Source organism: Gelidibacter sp., from assembly GCF_035515035.1.
GTDB lineage: Bacteria > Bacteroidota > Bacteroidia > Flavobacteriales > Flavobacteriaceae > Gelidibacter.
The window spans coordinates 23,972-40,948 of the sequence record NZ_DATJCA010000155.1 but is presented as its reverse complement, the minus strand read 5'-3'; the positions used below and the strand labels follow the sequence as shown (position 1 = coordinate 40,948).

The 16,977-nt window shown below is 36.2% G+C and carries 18 protein-coding genes; 9 read left to right on the top strand and 9 right to left on the bottom strand.

The window, feature by feature from the left end; genetic code table 11:
• The first annotated feature begins 86 nt into the window (after positions 1–86).
• Positions 87–482, top strand: coding sequence for a DUF423 domain-containing protein (locus VLZ86_RS12915; protein ID WP_325451985.1), 396 nt, complete (start codon positions 87–89; stop codon positions 480–482).
• A 60-nt stretch (positions 483–542) separates the two neighbouring features.
• Positions 543–2,159, top strand: a complete 1,617-nt coding sequence (gene pckA / locus VLZ86_RS12910) for a phosphoenolpyruvate carboxykinase (ATP) (RefSeq protein ID WP_325452013.1) — start codon at positions 543–545, stop codon at positions 2,157–2,159.
• 76 nt (positions 2,160–2,235) lie between these two features.
• On the opposite strand, the gene VLZ86_RS12905 is transcribed toward pckA, so the two are convergent.
• Both VLZ86_RS12905 and VLZ86_RS12900 read right to left on the bottom strand, forming a co-directional pair.
• Positions 2,236–2,985 (bottom strand): uroporphyrinogen-III synthase, encoded by a 750-nt coding sequence (locus VLZ86_RS12905; protein WP_325451983.1) that lies wholly within the window; start codon positions 2,983–2,985, stop codon positions 2,236–2,238.
• A gap of 15 nt (positions 2,986–3,000) precedes the next feature.
• Complete coding sequence (locus VLZ86_RS12900; RefSeq protein ID WP_325451981.1) at positions 3,001–3,654, bottom strand: DUF4271 domain-containing protein; 654 nt, start codon at positions 3,652–3,654, stop codon at positions 3,001–3,003.
• Positions 3,655–3,741: 87 nt separating this feature from the next.
• Here VLZ86_RS12900 and VLZ86_RS12895 point away from each other — a divergent pair, with 87 nt between their 5' ends.
• The 3 genes from VLZ86_RS12895 to VLZ86_RS12885 are packed head-to-tail and all read left to right on the top strand — an operon-like array spanning position 3,742 to position 6,252.
• On the top strand, positions 3,742–4,464 hold the full coding sequence (locus VLZ86_RS12895) for a polyprenol monophosphomannose synthase (RefSeq protein ID WP_325451979.1): 723 nt from the start codon (positions 3,742–3,744) through the stop codon (positions 4,462–4,464).
• Between the two features lies 1 nt (position 4,465).
• A complete protein-coding gene (locus VLZ86_RS12890) occupies positions 4,466–5,812 on the top strand; it encodes a dihydroorotase (protein ID WP_325451977.1) in 1,347 nt (448 codons plus the stop codon).
• Positions 5,809–6,252: a DUF4296 domain-containing protein gene (locus VLZ86_RS12885; RefSeq protein ID WP_325451975.1), complete on the top strand. Its 444-nt coding sequence runs from the start codon at positions 5,809–5,811 to the stop codon at positions 6,250–6,252. Before VLZ86_RS12890 ends, VLZ86_RS12885 begins: the two co-directional genes overlap by 4 nt.
• On the opposite strand, the gene VLZ86_RS12880 is transcribed toward VLZ86_RS12885, so the two are convergent.
• Positions 6,249–7,274, bottom strand: a complete 1,026-nt coding sequence (locus VLZ86_RS12880; protein ID WP_325451973.1) for an NAD-dependent epimerase/dehydratase family protein — start codon at positions 7,272–7,274, stop codon at positions 6,249–6,251. The two genes, VLZ86_RS12885 and VLZ86_RS12880, sit on opposite strands and share 4 nt — an antisense overlap.
• Before the next feature lie 92 nt (positions 7,275–7,366).
• Between VLZ86_RS12880 and tyrS the strand changes: the two genes are divergently transcribed.
• Positions 7,367–8,677, top strand: coding sequence for a tyrosine--tRNA ligase (tyrS, locus tag VLZ86_RS12875; protein ID WP_325451971.1), 1,311 nt, complete (start codon positions 7,367–7,369; stop codon positions 8,675–8,677).
• A 105-nt stretch (positions 8,678–8,782) separates the two neighbouring features.
• Here tyrS and VLZ86_RS12870 read toward each other — a convergent pair whose 3' ends face one another.
• The 3 genes from VLZ86_RS12870 to VLZ86_RS12860 form a co-directional block, all read right to left on the bottom strand.
• Complete coding sequence (locus VLZ86_RS12870) at positions 8,783–8,941, bottom strand: hypothetical protein (RefSeq protein WP_325451969.1); 159 nt, start codon at positions 8,939–8,941, stop codon at positions 8,783–8,785.
• Positions 8,942–9,292: 351 nt separating this feature from the next.
• Positions 9,293–10,054: a glycosyltransferase family 2 protein gene (locus VLZ86_RS12865; RefSeq protein ID WP_325451967.1), complete on the bottom strand. Its 762-nt coding sequence runs from the start codon at positions 10,052–10,054 to the stop codon at positions 9,293–9,295.
• 178 nt (positions 10,055–10,232) lie between these two features.
• Complete coding sequence (locus tag VLZ86_RS12860) at positions 10,233–10,970, bottom strand: glycosyltransferase family 2 protein (RefSeq protein WP_325451965.1); 738 nt, start codon at positions 10,968–10,970, stop codon at positions 10,233–10,235.
• A 147-nt stretch (positions 10,971–11,117) separates the two neighbouring features.
• Between VLZ86_RS12860 and VLZ86_RS12855 the strand changes: the two genes are divergently transcribed.
• Positions 11,118–11,939, top strand: a complete 822-nt coding sequence (locus tag VLZ86_RS12855) for a glycosyltransferase family 2 protein (protein ID WP_325451963.1) — start codon at positions 11,118–11,120, stop codon at positions 11,937–11,939.
• 249 nt (positions 11,940–12,188) lie between these two features.
• Here VLZ86_RS12855 and VLZ86_RS12850 read toward each other — a convergent pair whose 3' ends face one another.
• Positions 12,189–13,169, bottom strand: a complete 981-nt coding sequence (locus tag VLZ86_RS12850; RefSeq protein WP_325451961.1) for an acyl transferase — start codon at positions 13,167–13,169, stop codon at positions 12,189–12,191.
• Positions 13,170–13,419: 250 nt separating this feature from the next.
• Positions 13,420–13,764 carry a T9SS type A sorting domain-containing protein gene (locus VLZ86_RS12845; RefSeq protein ID WP_325451959.1) on the bottom strand — a complete coding sequence of 115 codons (345 nt, stop codon included), beginning with the start codon at positions 13,762–13,764 and terminating at the stop codon, positions 13,420–13,422.
• Between the two features lie 212 nt (positions 13,765–13,976).
• Here VLZ86_RS12845 and VLZ86_RS12840 point away from each other — a divergent pair, with 212 nt between their 5' ends.
• Both VLZ86_RS12840 and VLZ86_RS12835 read left to right on the top strand, forming a co-directional pair.
• Positions 13,977–14,660: a response regulator transcription factor gene (locus tag VLZ86_RS12840; protein ID WP_325451957.1), complete on the top strand. Its 684-nt coding sequence runs from the start codon at positions 13,977–13,979 to the stop codon at positions 14,658–14,660.
• The gene (locus VLZ86_RS12835; protein WP_325451955.1) at positions 14,660–15,706 is read left to right on the top strand and encodes a sensor histidine kinase; all 1,047 of its coding nucleotides are present in this window, start codon (positions 14,660–14,662) and stop codon (positions 15,704–15,706) included. Before VLZ86_RS12840 ends, VLZ86_RS12835 begins: the two co-directional genes overlap by 1 nt.
• On the opposite strand, the gene VLZ86_RS12830 is transcribed toward VLZ86_RS12835, so the two are convergent.
• Entirely contained in the window at positions 15,680–16,735 is a 1,056-nt protein-coding gene (locus VLZ86_RS12830) for a glycosyltransferase family protein (protein WP_325451953.1), read from the bottom strand. The two genes, VLZ86_RS12835 and VLZ86_RS12830, sit on opposite strands and share 27 nt — an antisense overlap.
• Positions 16,736–16,977: the final 242 nt, after the last annotated feature.

Genomic DNA, 16,977 nt, shown 5'->3' with positions numbered 1-16,977 from the left:
AATGGTAATTGTTGAGTAATTTTGTTTTTTGTAAGGACGAATTTACTAAATAACTCTCGGTTAGTGAAACCAAAAATATAAATATAATGAACAGAACGATTTTTATTACCGCAGCAATCTTGGGAATTATTGCCATTGCACTAGGTGCTTTTGCCGCGCATGGTTTAAAGGAAATGCTCTCTATTGAAGCACAACAGACCTTTGAAACAGGGGTGCGGTATCAAATGTATCATGCCATTCTGTTATTATTTATTGGAGGAACGACATTTTTAAAGGACAAATCAAAAAAAATTATTTATTACCTAGTAGTGATAGGTCTCCTATTTTTTTCAGGTTCCATCTATGGTCTATCCACTATGGACATCACCGGAATTAACTTTAAAACTATCGGTTTTATAACGCCTATTGGCGGATTACTGCTTATTAGTGCTTGGGTTTTAATGTTGATAAACTTTTTAAAACTAAAGCGGGATAATTCCTGAAAATAGGTGCCCACTTTAAAATAATGTTTAATTTTGCAGTACAAACAACACAATATTATTATGGCCAATTACACCCAAACAACGAAATCGATTTCGTTAGATGAGTACGGTATTAAAAATGCCGAAGTACATTACCAGCTTCCTTCAGAAAAACTTCATGAAATTACTATTGCCAAAGGGCAGGGCGTAGAAGCATCCTCTGGCGCCTTGGCGGTTAACACGGGAGAATTCACAGGACGTTCTCCATTGGACAGGTTCATTGTTAAAGATGAGGTTACTAAAGATCGCGTATGGTGGGGAAATGTCAACATTCCTTTTGACTCCAACGATTTTCAAAAATTATATGATAAAGTAACTGATTATCTTTCAGGAAAAGAAGTATTTGTAAGGGACAGCTATGCTTGCGCTGATCCAAATTACAAATTGAATATTAGAACGATTACGGAGTATGCCTGGAGCAATCAATTTGCCAACAACATGTTTTTGAGACCAACCGAGGAGGAATTAAAGAACTTTTCTCCTGAATGGACTATTGTTAACGCACCTGGATTTATGGCAGATCCAGCAATTGATGGGACACGCCAACACAACTTTGCTATTTTAGACTTTACCCGAAAAATTGCTCTTATTGGTGGAACGGGTTACACAGGAGAAATTAAAAAAGGAATTTTTTCTGCCCTCAACTTTATCCTACCAGTATTTAAGGACACTTTGCCAATGCACTGTAGTGCAAACATAGGAAAAGATGATGATACTGCTATTTTCTTCGGATTATCGGGAACAGGAAAAACGACTTTATCTGCCGATCCTGAAAGACGATTGATAGGCGATGATGAACACGGTTGGACGAAAGAGAACACTGTGTTCAATTTTGAAGGCGGCTGTTATGCGAAAGTTATCAATCTTTGTCAAGAAAATGAGCCTGATATATTTAAAGCCATTAAGAAAGGTGCCATCTTAGAAAATGTTATTTTGGATGCTAATGGAAATGTCGATTTTGATGATGTGTCCATTACACAAAATACCCGAGTAAGTTACCCAATTGAGCATATTGAAAATATCGCGGTGCCTTCGATTGGTAAAAATCCTAAGAATATTTTCTTTTTAACAGCAGATGCGTTTGGAGTTTTACCTCCAATTTCAAAACTGACACCTAGCCAAGCAGCCTATCATTTTATTTCAGGGTATACCGCAAAAGTTGCCGGAACTGAAGCTGGTGTTGTTGAGCCTACACCAAATTTCTCAGCGTGTTTTGGTGCGCCTTTTATGCCTTTGCATCCTGCCAAGTATGCCGAAATGTTAAGTACTAAAATGAAAGAAACTGGGGTCAATGTGTGGTTGGTTAATACAGGTTGGACAGGCGGTCCATACGGCGTTGGCACCCGAATGAAATTGAAATATACCAGAGCAATGATCAATGCAGTACTGAATGGTGATTTAGGACTTTATGATTATGACCATTACCACATTCATTCCGTTTTTGGAGTGGCACAACCAAGATCTTGTCCAGGTGTACCTTCTGAAGTGCTGAGCCCAAGAACAACCTGGAACAATGATGAAGCCTATTATACAGCGGCTTTTAAATTGACAAATGCCTTTAGAGAGAATTTTAAGAAATTTGAGAGCTTCGCAAGTGAAGAAATTAGAAGAGGTGGTCCGCAGCGCTACACCTTTTAAATTAGAGATGTTATAACAACAAAAAAGGCGATTCAAATAAATGAATCGCCTTTTTTAGTTTATTAAAGTAGAGCGTTTATTTTCCTCTATTTACTTTTTCAATATATTTCTCTAAAGCCATTGTCATAGATGGAGTTTCTGGAGTAGGGGCTAAAATGTCGACTCTTAAACCGTGATCTTCAACAGCCTTTGCAGTTGTGTTTCCAAAAACAGCAATACGCGTGGAGTTTTGCTTAAAGTCAGGGAAATTATGGAATAGTGATTCAATACCTGAAGGACTGAAAAACACTAAAATATCATAAAAAACATCTGCAAGATCCGATAAGTCACTAATAACCGTTTTGTAAAAGATGGCTTCTTTCCACTGAATATTTAAACTATTCAAGAGTTCAGGAACATCATCATTTAATTTATCGGTAGTTGGCAACAAGAACGTTTCGTCTTTGTATTTCTTGATCAAAGGAGAAAGATCTTCAAAGTTGCGTTTTCCAACATAAATCTTCCGTTTTCTATACACGACATATTTTTGCAGATAGAAAGCTACGGCTTCACTTTGACAAAAATATTTTAAAGTATCAGGCACTTTGAAACGCATTTCATCTGCTACTCTAAAAAAATGATCTACTGAGTTTCTACTGGTCAAAATGATAGCAGAATATTGTGTGAGATCAACTTTTTGCTGTCTTACATCTTTGGCTCCAAGACCTTCAACATGTATGAAGGGCCGGAAGTCAATTTTAACTTTTTGTTTTTCCTGGAGATCAAAGTAAGGCGAATTTTCGATTTTAGGTTCAGGTTGTGACACTAAAATTGTTTTCACTTTCATAGGCTTGCGGTTGTTTTAAGCTTTATACTCTACAATTATTTTATATAAAATCAGATAGGGCCCAATTTCAAGTGCGCAAAGATACAAAATAAAATAGAATATGTTGTCTAACACAGTCTTTTGATGAATTTTAAACGAAGTTACAAATCCGATCAGGTTTATTAGTGCCAACACTATAAGTACTGCAAGAATAGTGTTCTTGGATGGGTTTATAGTGTATAATAACAGGGCGTTAAGGAGTAAAAGGACAAAACCACTATAGTTTTTATAACTTGTTTTCTGAAACAGGTAAGAATCGATCACTTTGTCTATTTCAAACAGGCTGCCTATAAGTCGTTCTACAAAAATTTTTATCACTCCTAATGTCGCTATTCCGAAAATAATTTTCAAAAACACATTAAGCTCGAAAGTTTGGTCCGGTTGTAGTGTAAGAAAAGAGAGGTATCCAAAAATGGAAAGTGAGATAACTAAGTTGAAAAATAAGAGCCCATCAAAAACATCTATAAATTTTTGATCTTTAGTATAAATTTTTAGGTATTTGGAGTTGCCAAAAACACCGATAAAATCCAAAAATCGATTTGTGAATAATACCTTCGCAAGGGTAATGAAAACCAATCCCAAAACCATAAAAATGGTGAACCATTCATAAGATACTATCTCTCTTATCATGCCGCTAAATTATAAAGAAAATTTTATCTGTTCATTTCAATAAAATTAATCTTTTAAAAAAACTTACTTTTGCTAAAATTTTCACCAATGAAAGACGCTATTGTCATCATTCCAACCTACAATGAAATTGAAAACATTGAAGCTATTATCATTGCGGTTTTTGCCCAAGATAAAGCTTTTGATGTTCTTGTAGTAGATGACAACTCACCTGATTTGACTGCAGAGAAAGTAAAGTCCTTGCAGACTGAGTTTCCAGACCGTTTGTATTTGCTCCAACGAAAGAATAAGACTGGATTGGGAACCGCCTATATTGACGGGTTTAAGTGGTGTTTGGAAAGAAAATATGACTATATTTTTGAAATGGATGCCGATTTTTCACATAATCCTGACGATTTGGTAAAACTGTATCAGGCCTGCGCCACGGGAGGGGCTGATGTTGCCATTGGTTCACGATATATCACAGGGGTAAACGTGGTCAATTGGCCTATGAACAGAATACTATTGTCGTATTTTGCATCAAAATATGTGCGATTTATTACGAGAATGGATATTCAGGATACCACCGCAGGGTTTGTGTGTTATAAAAGAATAGTATTGGAAACTATAAATTTAGATGCCATTAAATTTGTGGGGTATGCGTTTCAGATAGAAATGAAATTTAAAGCCCACTTAAAAGGTTTTAATATAGTGGAAGTCCCGGTGATATTTACAGATCGAGCAAGAGGAAAATCGAAAATGAGCGGAGGTATTATTTCTGAAGCTGTTTTTGGAGTTATAAATATGAAATTAAAAAGCCTATTTGGTAAATGATATGAAAGTAAAGACCGTACTTATTAAAAATGCAAAGATTGTTAACGAAGGACGCATTTTTGAAGGTGATATCTTAATAGAAGGAGAATTTATAAAAGAGGTTGCTGACTCCATAAGCGCGAAAACTTCGGATGTCATGGTAGTTGACGTTGAAGGTAGCTACGTCTTTCCGGGAGTGATAGATGATCAGGTCCATTTTAGAGAACCTGGGTTGACGCATAAAGCAACTATTGCATCAGAGTCTAAAGCCGCGGTTGCTGGTGGAATTACCTCGTTTATTGAAATGCCGAATACCTCTCCACAAACTACAACCATTGAAAAGCTGGAAGAAAAGTTTGAAATTGCTGCACATACATCATACGCCAATTACTCATTTATGTTTGGTGGCACCAATACCAATTTGGATGAGATATTAAAGGTAGATTCCAAAAATGTGGCGGGTTTGAAGTTGTTTTTAGGATCATCTACTGGAGATATGTTGGTGGATAATACGGAGGTTTTGGAGAAAATCTTTAAAAGTACAGATTTGTTGATTTCTGTGCATTGTGAGGATGAGGCCACCATTAAACATAATCTTGCAGAGCATATCCAAAAATACGGAAATGATATTCCTATGGAATGCCATCCCATTATCAGAAGTGAAGAGGCGTGTTATATCTCATCGTCTAAAGCTATTCAATTAGCTAAAAAAACAGGCGCACGTTTACACGTATTTCACGTGTCTACTGCCAAAGAGACCAAGTTACTTACGAATAAAGTTCCGCTAAAGGATAAGAAAATCACTGCGGAAGTGTGCATTCACCATTTGTGGTTCAGTGACGAGGATTATAAGAAAAAAGGAACCCTTATCAAATGGAATCCCGCTGTAAAGACGGCAGATGATCGTGAAGAACTGTGGAAAGCACTTTTGGATGACCGCATTGATGTTATTGCTACAGACCATGCACCGCATACCTTAAAGGAAAAACAAAATGTTTACACCGAGGCGCCTTCTGGAGGTCCTTTGGTACAACATGCTTTGGTTGCCATGATTGAAGCCTATCATAAGGATAAAATAAGTTTAGAGAAAATTGCTGAAAAAATGTGCCATAATCCTGCCATCCTATTTCAAATTGAGAAACGAGGTTATATCAAACCTGGATATTATGCGGATTTGGCCATTGTGGACATCAATAGTCCGTGGACAGTAAATAAAGATAATATCCTATATAAATGTGGATGGTCTCCATTTGAAAATGTGTCGTTCAAGTCGAGAATAACCCATACTTTTGTCAATGGCGCTTTAGTGTATAAGAACTTCAAAGTTTTGGATGTTAAAGCAGGAAAACGATTAACTTTTGACAGATGAAACACTTTTTTTACATCTTAATCCTTATTTCTTTTTTTGGTTGCAATAGCATTAATCGACCTAAAAAGCCGAAAGACTTGATTTCTACGGATAAAATGTCAGCCATCATGTATGACTTATATATTCTTAATGCAGCAAAAGGCGTCAACAAAAAAGTGTTGGAACTGAACGGGATTATGCCTTTGGAGTATGTCTATAAAAAACATGGTATTGACAGTTTGCAATTTGCGGAGAGCAATACTTACTATGCCTACGATACTAAGGTTTATTCTGAGCTTGTGGAAAAGGTGAAAGCTGCTCTTGAAAAAGATAAAGTCCTTTACGAAAAACTGACTAAAGAAGAGCAGCAAGCTAAAGACTCCATTAGAAAAGTCAGTAAAAAAGTGAATAAAATAGTAAAAGATACCATCAGGACCATAGAAATCGATTCCATAGATTAGGGTTCCTTTTTCAAATCTTCCAAGAACAATTTACAGGTTTCTTCAATAGAAAGCTGCATAGGTTTAAATTCAAATCCTAAAGCATTTTTTAATTTTGAAGCGTCATATTTTGTAATGCTCGCGGCGCTCTTAGTCATTTGTCTGGACAGTCTTCTACATTTTCCTGTGAATAACCGATTTAGCCAATCCAATCGCCATCCTATCCCAAGAATTAGAGGTGTGGCTTCTTTTGATGCTGGCTTTACACCTAGTGCTAAAGCGGTTTGATGTTGAAATTCCTTAAATGTTAAATTCTCTGAGATGACAATAAAACGTTCATTTTTAATGGGGCTTTTCATCAATAATACCATCGCTCTAACCACGTCGTCGACATCTACATAAGCCGTAACTCCCGTGGTATAATAAGGCATGCCTTTATAAATTTTCTTGATCAAACTACTGCTACCACCGCTGTTCCATAATCCCGGACCAATAATAATTCCAGGGTTTAAAATAACAGCATCAAGACCTTCCTGAGTGCCTCTCCAAACTTCAATTTCAGCGCCATATTTAGTAATGGCATACACACTATTGTCATCATCTTGGTTCCAGTTAGTGTCTTCTGTAATTAATTGCTGCGGATCTTGGTGATGGCCAATTGTAGCAATAGAGCTTACATAACATAATTTTTCAACCTGATGGGAGATGCATAAATTGACCACATTTGCAGTGCCTTCAATATTGATTTTACGCAATTGATGGTATTTGTCAGGTTCAAAACTTACAAACGCCGCACAGTGGTAAACATAATTTATATTTTCAAAGGCAATTTGTAGTGAAGGAACATCCGTAATATCGGCGTTTATCCATTCAATTTTTTGGTATAGCGATTCAAAATCGGCGGAATAATAGGCGAAGACCTTTTTTACCAATTCCAATTTATGTTTTCTTCGGTAAATTGCTTTAACCTTTTCGTTGTTTTTTAGTAGGTTGTAGAGCAAATGAGAGCCCACCAAACCTGTACCTCCTGTGACTAATATCATGCGACTAAAATAAAGAATTATTAGATATTAATCCCTAATTCTCCTTTGATGTTTATCTTTGCAGAAAATTTATAAAATTAATCTCAAAACTCATGACAAACCCTTTTGTAGAAGATTTACGTTGGAGAGGAATGGTCCACGATATCATGCCTGGCACTGAAGAGCAGCTCAGTAAAGAAATGACCAGTGCTTATATTGGCTTTGATCCTACATCAGATTCGTTACATATAGGCAGTTTGGTGCCTATCATCCTTTTGGTCCATTTGGAAAAAGCTGGACACAAACCTTATGCGTTGGTAGGAGGTGCTACGGGAATGATTGGTGATCCTTCAGGGAAAAGTGATGAGCGAAATTTGTTGGATGAAGCTGCTTTGGCGAAGAATGTGGCGGGTATAAAATCAGTATTGTCCCGGTTTTTGGATTTCAATTCGACCGCTAAGAATGCTCCTGTTTTGGTAAATAACTACGATTGGATGAAAGATTTTTCATTCATCGATTTTGCAAGGGATGTGGGCAAGCGTATTACGGTCAACTATATGATGTCTAAAGACTCTGTAAAGAAACGATTTTCAGGCGAAGAGGGCAGTGTAGGGATGTCCTTTACTGAATTTACCTACCAATTGATTCAAGGTTACGACTTTTATCATCTGCACAAGCATCATAATATTCTGTTACAAATGGGAGGCAGTGACCAATGGGGAAATATTACCACAGGAACGGAGTTGGTAAGACGTATGAATGTTGGCCAAGATGCTAAAGCTTACGCAATGACCTGTCCATTGATTACCAAAGCAGACGGTACTAAGTTTGGTAAGAGTGAAGGTGGAAACATTTGGTTGGATGCTGATAAAACTTCGGTCTATAAATTCTACCAATATTGGTTGAATACAAGCGATGAAGATGCCGTTAGATATATCAAAATTTTTACTTTTTTAGATCGAGAAACTATTGAAAAGTTGATCGAACAACATAAACAAGCACCACATTTAAGAATCTTACAAAAGAGATTGGCAGAGGAAGTCACTACTTTTGTACATTCTAAAGAAGATTTCGAAAACGCTGAGAGAGCTTCAAATATATTGTTTAGTGATAGTTTTAAACAGGATATTAGAACCCTAGATGAAGCAATGTTTTTAGAAGTTTTTGAAGGTGTGCCTCTAGCGGAAATCTCTAAAACCGAGTTTGACGAAGGTGTGGATATGATTGCTGCACTTTCGGCCAAAACCAATTTCCTGAATTCTAACGGAGAAGCTCGCCGTGCGCTAAAAGAAAATTCAATTTCTGTGAATAAGGAAAAAGTAGCAGAAGATTATGTCTTGACTTCAGAGGATCTGATCAATGATAAATACGTCATTTTAAATAGAGGTAAGAAAAACACTTATATCCTAAAAGTAAATTCTTAATTAAGATTGAACCTATTAATGTGAAAAATGCCATACCATAAGTGTATGGCATTTTTGTTATGCAGCGATTAGCAAATATCTCCAGTGATCAAATTTCTGATTCAATTACTTTGTTAGTTTGCCTACTTTTCCTATAAGTAATAATGCAATTCCGCCACCAATTAAAAGTCCAGTAAGAAAATCAATTCCGTCATTTTCAAATGAAAAGTGAAAAATGATTGCGATTATTAATATAATTAAACCAAATATTCTTATGCTATTCATATTTTATTTTTTAATCTGAGTGTGTTTCACGATGAATGGTAGCGGTTTTGTATATGGCTCGTAGCGTGTAAATTAGTGATAATTATTTGGTTAAGCATGAGCCGAATTTTTTAATTTTCTTATTACCTTTTCTTTTCAATAAGCCAAATTAAAAAATTTGGCGGACTTGCAAATATGCACTAACTTTAAATTAAGCAACTGCCCAGCTATGAGCTATATACGTCTTAAGTTTGATTTTTAATAAATCAGTTTCGCTTTTTTGAGCAAAAGAAGTATTAAAAATCACAAAAATAATAATGCTTGCAAGCAGGTTTTTCATAATGGTGTACAACTATGGGTTAAAAGTAGTAATTATTCAATTTTCCGGTATAAAAGCCATAGGTTCAAATATTTTTTAAATTCGGAAAAAGCACTGATATAAGCCAGAATAAACCCTTCTTTTCCATCCAGAACTGCTAGTTTGAATAGATACTGATCCCAAAATCGAAAATTTGGTTTGAAGAGAAAATCATATAGATTTGGTTTCTTTCCTTTTTTGTAAAGTGCATTAGCTTCAAGTTCACTTTTCAGGTGAAGCGCCCCGGTATATTCATCTAAACTTTTATAATGAAAGTACGGAAGGCTGTGGGCTAATTTTGAGGTTTTATCTTTAACGTCAATTAGTTGAATGATGCCATCTGCAGCAACTTGACACTTATTTTTATTAAAAAAACGAATGACATAATCGTTTTGAAATCCGCTATATTTTATACTTTTCCCCATGAAGTGATGGTTACGTTTTATAGAAAAGGCAATCGCTTCGGGTTTGTTAAAAACGCTTAAAATCTCCTTCGCCACAGCTTCTGTGACCTCCTCATCGAGATCAAAAAAGGTTACCCAATCATTTCTTGCTTTTGAGAGGGCATAGATTTTTTGAGTAGAAACATCATCGAATTCCCGTTGATACACCGTGACTTTTTCGTGTTTGGAAGCTAATGCTGCTATTTGATCGCTACTAAATGAATCCACGATTATAATCTCATCCACAAACCAAAGCTTTTCTAAATAAGGCTCAAGGTTTAGACCTTTATTGTTCGTTATGACAAGCGCGGAGATTTTATAAGGAGTTTTCAAAAACGGGTAGTATTTTGGACGAAAATAGTGATTTTATCAATATAAATATTGAACTTTTATGGTGAAACGCTCAATTTTAAGTAGATTGAGATTGGGCTAGTACGTCGAATGAATCGGACTATTTCAACATGTATGCTTAAAAAATTGTGTAATTATAATAGCTGTTTTCAAAAGAATATTATCGTATTCCTTTATGTAAAAGCATTAGTTTTGCGTAGCGTTGAAACACGCCGTAAGCATCTACTGTCGCAACCGCTAGTCCTGGAATGCCATCTCGGTAGCCACCTTTCAAAACGATGGTACTGAAAAAGCGATACCAGGGTTTGAAAAATAAATGGAACCACGTTGTTTTTTTCTTTTTCGTAAAAAGATTTTCAGCCTGAAACCAAGCATAGCTTTCTTTTTTAGTGAGATAATTGTCCAATCCTTTGTAAGTGAAATGCAACATCTTATTTTTCAACTTGCCAACGCTTCCAACACAATGCAGTTTTTCATGTACGGTTCCCGTAAAATGGGCGCCTTCTCGTTTTACAAGACGCAAAACATTATCACTGTGATGATATAGAAAACGATTCATATAAAAATGCGGGAAATTTATTTTATATCCGGCGTGCTTTGGATTTTTAATGGTGGCCAGGATTTCAGCTTCTAATGAATGCGTCACACGTTCATCAGCATCAAGAAATAAAACCCAGTCATTAGTAGCGTATTGCAGTGCATAATTCTTCTGATTGGAGAAATTATCAAATTTTCTATTTAGAAGTTTTGTGGCTCCGGCTTTGGCTATCAACGGTGTTTTGTCTGTGCTAAAAGAATCAACTACAATGATTTCGTCAGCAAAGGCAACGGAGAAGAGTGCATCTCCCAAATAGGCTTCTTCGTTATAAGTGGGAATGATTACTGTTAGTTTTGGCATAATTATGGGCAATGGATGTATGGGACTTTTAAAATTGAATTTTTGTGAATGCGTATTTTTTATTTAATGGCGGCAACACTATTTATTTCGAAATTACAACTTTTTTAAACCCGAGACAACTCCGAAAATAATTTTATATTTGTAGCAATGAAACAGCTCGATACGTCCATAATTATCAGTACTTATAATTCCCCAGACTGGCTTGAAAAAGTATTGTACGGTTATAATAATCAAACCTATAGACACTTTGAAGTTATAATTGCTGATGATGGATCTACCGATGAAACGCGGCGATTGCTCAAAAATATTCAAGAAGAGGTTTTTTATCCCATAATTCATGTTTGGCATGAAGACGACGGGTTTCAAAAAACTAAGATCCTCAATAAAGCCATATTGAAATGTAACACAGAATATATCATAATGAGCGATGGCGATTGTATTCCACGCAAAGATTTTGTGGAACAACATGTCAAATATAGAGAAGAGGGCTATTATCTGTCTGGAGGTTATTTTATGTTGCCCATGGCTATTTCGAAGGCCATAACAAAGACCGATATCTATACCGAAAATTGTTTTAATCTTTCTTGGTTAAAAAATAAGGGCTTGAAACCTTCTTTTAAAAATAATAAAGTCGATTCGGGATTTATAAATCCCAAAATTCTCAATTTTTTTACGACCACCAAGGCGAGTTGGAATGGCCATAACTCATCAGGTTGGAAGAAAGACATTATAGATGTCAATGGTTTTGACGAACGTATGCAATACGGTGGAGAAGATCGAGAACTTGGAGAGCGCTTGGTAAATAACGGAATTAAAAGTAAGCAAATCAGATATAGTGCGGTTGTTTTACATCTTGATCATTCCCGTGGTTACGTAAATCAAGAAGCTCTTGAGAAAAATTTAGCCATTCGGAAACATACCCAGGACCAAAAGAAGACGTGGACAGACTTCGGGATTGTAAAAGACTAGCTGCTGCCAAAGAGTTCTATTTTTTTCTATTTGAATACTTAAAATGGGGAGGTCGCCATCACTAAAAAAAAAACGCCTGTTGAAGTAAACTTCCCCAGGCGTTAAAAAACCAACCAATCAACTTAAAAACTTCTCTTTTTCAATTATAGAACACTTTTTTTGGTTTCCCAAAAGTCAGTTTTTTTAGAGTATGACTTTGGTCGTATAAAATGCTGTTTGATTACATGGAAAATTTACTTTAACAAAACTTTATAAAACCATTAGGTTACAACCTCTAAGGTCGGAATTATCAAAGCGCCCAATAATTTCAAAACGATTATCTGATAAGGTCTTTCCTAGGTCTTGAGTCGCGATAAATGCACAGGAATTGATGTTGGCCAGATCAATAACATTGATGCCTCCCGATCTGTATTTGGGAAGTATGGTTAAAGCGTCTTCAGGATCTCGGGTTCGAATTTGCATCCACTTAGGACATTCAAAAATGCCATCGCCCTTTGAGTAGGCTTGGCTCAACAGTTCGGTCATTCCATATTCACTATGGATACTGTTTACTCCAAAACCTTTTTTGAGAATGTCATGCAGTTCCTCTCTTACCAACTCTTTTCGTCTTCCTTTCATGCCCCCAGTTTCCATGATTATGGTGTTTTTTAGCTGGAACTGATAAGCCTCCACCAAATCCAATAACGCAAAGGAAACACCAATAAGCAGCACCTTTTTGCCTTGGTTATCCAAGGTTGTTAAAATATTTTTTAATTCTGAAAGGTTGTGCAGGTAAAATCCGCTTTCAGCATGTTGAGATTGTTTGATCATGTCCTCCACCATATATATTAATGAAGAACCTTCACGTTCTAAATAGGACGGTAATAGTGCCAAAATGACATAATTTTCAATGGGACCATAAAAATGGACGAAGGCGCGTCTGAAACTTTCCTCATAAATTTTTATATCCGTAACGAGATGTTTACTGGTTAAAGCGCCAGTGGTTCCTGAACTTGTAAACACGTGTTCAACCGGCTGAGTATTGCTCAAAACCTCATGTGATTTAAAGAATTGAATGGGAAAAAACGGTATGTCCTCAATGCGTTTAACATCACTTGAATGGATGTATAGCAAATCGCAAAAAGAACGATACACTCGATTGTTCTCAAACTGAAATTTAAAAACTTCTAAACTTGCAGATTCAAATTCGGCTTGGGTTTGGATATTGAATATTGTGTTCATCCTTATCATGTCACAAAAATATGAAAATAAAAAAGCCTTAGTCAAATACAATAAGGCTTTTCCAATATTTTCACGGGTTTGGTTCCGTCATTTCTAAATTATCTAATAAATAGTGCGTTTCGCATGAAGAACTAGGCAGTCATTACATAATATAGAGGAATATTAATCCGTGCCTCGATCAAAATAAGATTGGAAATTCATGAGGATAGATAAAAGAATCTGTAGGAATCGAGGAAACTATTGAAATAGGGCGTATGTATTATCTTACGACTAGTTTTCTGGTGGCCGAACTGTTCCCTTCTTTAATCTTTAAAATATAGATGCCAGCAGTCAATTTGGATATGTTTAATTCTTTTCCGAAAAGTGATTCAGAAATGATTTTTTTACCCAATACATCATAAATTTCAACGTTTTTGGTCAAATTCTCTTTTGTAGTGATATAGATTTTACCGTTGCTGACAGGATTTGGGTAAATTGACAAATCGACGATGCCATCTGATGCAGACATGAATGTTCTAGGCGGATTCGTTTGCGCATAACCAGTGGTTAAGCCCAAGCCAAGTCCGAAGAATAAGAAAAGAATGTAAAAGTAATTTTTCATCATGCAAAAGTAGTTTTTCATCAACTGAAATCAGTATTAAAGATAGTAAAACTATGGCAAATCCCATACCAAAAGTATGTTAAAGAATTAAAGTTTTCGTCAAAAGGTTAAAAGATTGTTTTCTGAAGGTTATTTTAGTGTTATCAATACTCAGCTTTATTTAAGTTTCTGCTTATAACCTTATCTTTACACTATAAATTATGAATGAGCACCTAATGAAAAAGAAGGATATAAAGATTCTATTAGTTGATGACGAACCGGACATATTGGAAATTATTGGATACAACCTTTCTGAGGAAGGCTACCAAATCATCACGGCGGATAATGGTGTCAAAGCTATAAAAAAAGCGAAGAAGGAACGCCCACATCTTATTATTATGGATGTCATGATGCCAGAAATGGATGGAATTGAAGCCTGTGAGCAAATTCGAAAAATTCCTGAGCTTGGCAATACCATCATCACTTTTTTGACGGCGCGTGGAGAGGATTATTCCCAAATGGCCGGATTTGATGCGGGGGCGGATGATTATATTACCAAACCGATAAAACCCAAAGTCCTGACCAGTAAAGTCAAAGCCTTGCTCAGGCGACTAAACGAAGAGCGACCTTCGCAAAAAGTCCTTAAGATTGGTGGCCTGATCATCAATAGAGAAGAGTATAAAATTTCACATCATGGCAAGGAAATCATCTTACCAAGAAAGGAATTCGAATTATTGTCTTTGTTGGCAACCAAGCCTAATAAAGTATTTGAACGCGAAGAGATTTTAAATAAAGTATGGGGGAATGACGTTGTTGTAGGCGGTCGAACCATTGACGTGCACATTAGAAAATTACGCGAAAAGATTGGTGACGATTCCTTTAAGACCGTAAAAGGGGTTGGCTATAAGTTTGTTGACTAATGCAGAAAAAAGAGATCAGAAAGTCCTATAAGTTTGCTGTTAAAACCACATTGTACATCACTATGGTTTTAACGGTTTTGATTACAGTATTTTCGTTGCTTACCCAATCTTTTAATGTTTGGGCAATTTTAGGCTTCTCTGTCATTACTTACTTTATTTCATTTTTCATCATCCAATATCGTGTGGAACGATTTATTTATAGAAGAGTCAAGAAAATCTATGACGATTTAACGTTATTGGAATCGGCCTCGATAAGGAAACAGCCCATAACTACCGATATGGCTACCCTCACTCAGGAGATCGAAAAATTTGCCCAGGACAAAAAACTAGAGATAGAAACCCTCAAAGTGAGGGAGGAGTACCGCAAGGAATTTTTGGGGAATATCTCTCACGAATTGAAAACACCATTATTTACCGTTCAAGGTTATGTGTTGACCTTGTTGGACGGCGCCATGAATAATGAAAATCTTAGGGAAAAATATCTTGAAAGAGCCAATAAAGGTGTAGAGCGCTTGATCTACATTGTGCAGGATTTGGATATGATTACCAAGTTGGAGGTAGGCGATTTAAGTCTAAATATAGAACCCTTTGACATTGTGGCACTGGTGGAAAGCGTATTTGATTTGCTCGAAATGAAATCTGCAAAGAAAAAAATCACCTTGACTTTTGATATGCAGTATCCCCATCCAATTATGGTCAAAGCCGATAAGGAACGGATCAGGCAAGTGCTAACCAATCTTGTCGTTAATTCCATCAAATATGGAAGATTCAAGGGAACTACCGAAATAAGCATTGAAAATTTGATTAAAAACAAGGTTATTGTAAGAGTGACCGACAATGGCGAAGGCATTGCAAAAGCTAATATTCCTCGGCTTTTTGAGCGTTTTTATAGGATTGACAAGAGTGGTTCGCGTAAAGAAGGTGGTTCTGGACTGGGGCTATCCATTGTAAAACATATCATTGAAGCGCATGATGAAAAAATATATGTTGAAAGTGAATTGAGCGTTGGCAGTGAATTTTCATTCACCCTCGAAAAGATGAAATAATTCTTTAAAATTTGGGGTCTCCTCAAAAGCTTTCAAGCCTTTGAACTTAGAAGTATCCTTAAGTTTATCTAAACTAAAATCGTCCTGTTTGCAAAACGGCGCCATATTATTTTCCTGCATTCTTTTTGCCAAATATATTTGCTCAAATTGTCCAGGTGTGGGAATAAAGAAGGCATGTTTGCCCAATTTGGCCAAATCCATGATGGTGGTGTAACCAGAACGGGCTATAACTAAGCTACTGGAATTTAGGGACGTTTCCAACAGCTCAGTGGTCATAAAATTATAAAGAGTGAGATTTCCAATTGCCTGAATTGATTGTTTGTCTTCTAAGACACCTCTTACAAAGAGAATTTTTCCGCGGTAATTTTTAAACTCCTCTAACAACTTTTTCTCTAATATCTCCCGCTGTGGCTCTGGACCAGACAATAATACCATAACATCGTAGACAGCCTCACATGGTTTTTTTTCAAATCGACTTAAAGGGCCTATGTATTCAATATTAAACGCAGGGTTTTCAATATGCCCCATCATTCCGCTTAGATTGGGTGGTCCCAAAACATCAGGAATCCAGCACTGATCAAATCGTTTTATGGTTTTTTGATGCAACTTTGTACTGAGCCAAGTGGTATTTCCACTTAAAACCTTTAATTGATGCGTTATAAAAACTGATGGTAACTGGTTATGATAAACCCCAAATCTATTGTCTGAAATAATGCCGTCAATAGTATGTCTTTTTACAATAGATTGTATCGCCCTTTGTTCTTCATGTATCGTCTTTATGATTTTAGGTGAATCTCTAAAAAGCTTAAGTTTTAACAAATAGCCTTTTTTTGGATAGGTAATATTATAGGACGGTAATTCCAACGCTTCCAAATCAGGAAATTCTTTGGTCAATAAGGATAGGGCTGCGCCATCACTTGCAAGAACTGGGATGAAATTGTGCTGTACTAAAGCGTCAATGATTGGGATGCACCGTGTGGCATGACCCAATCCCCAATTTAAAGGCGCAATTAATATCTTTTTTTTCATGTTGATTAGGCTGCGACCACTTCTCTAGACCAGCTCAAGTTGGGCGGTCGGGTTTTGCACTGTACCTGTCAGTTTGTTCTGGCGGGTCTTTCTTTGCCAAATAAACATAAGACGGTTAAAAGACTTTTGGAGAGATAAAATAAAAATGCCGTTTCAGCCTCCGTGCAAATTTAGTAACCATTCAAAAAGAATCTTTTAACATTCAAAGATAAGGAACTAATGGCTTTCATATATTTGATTAA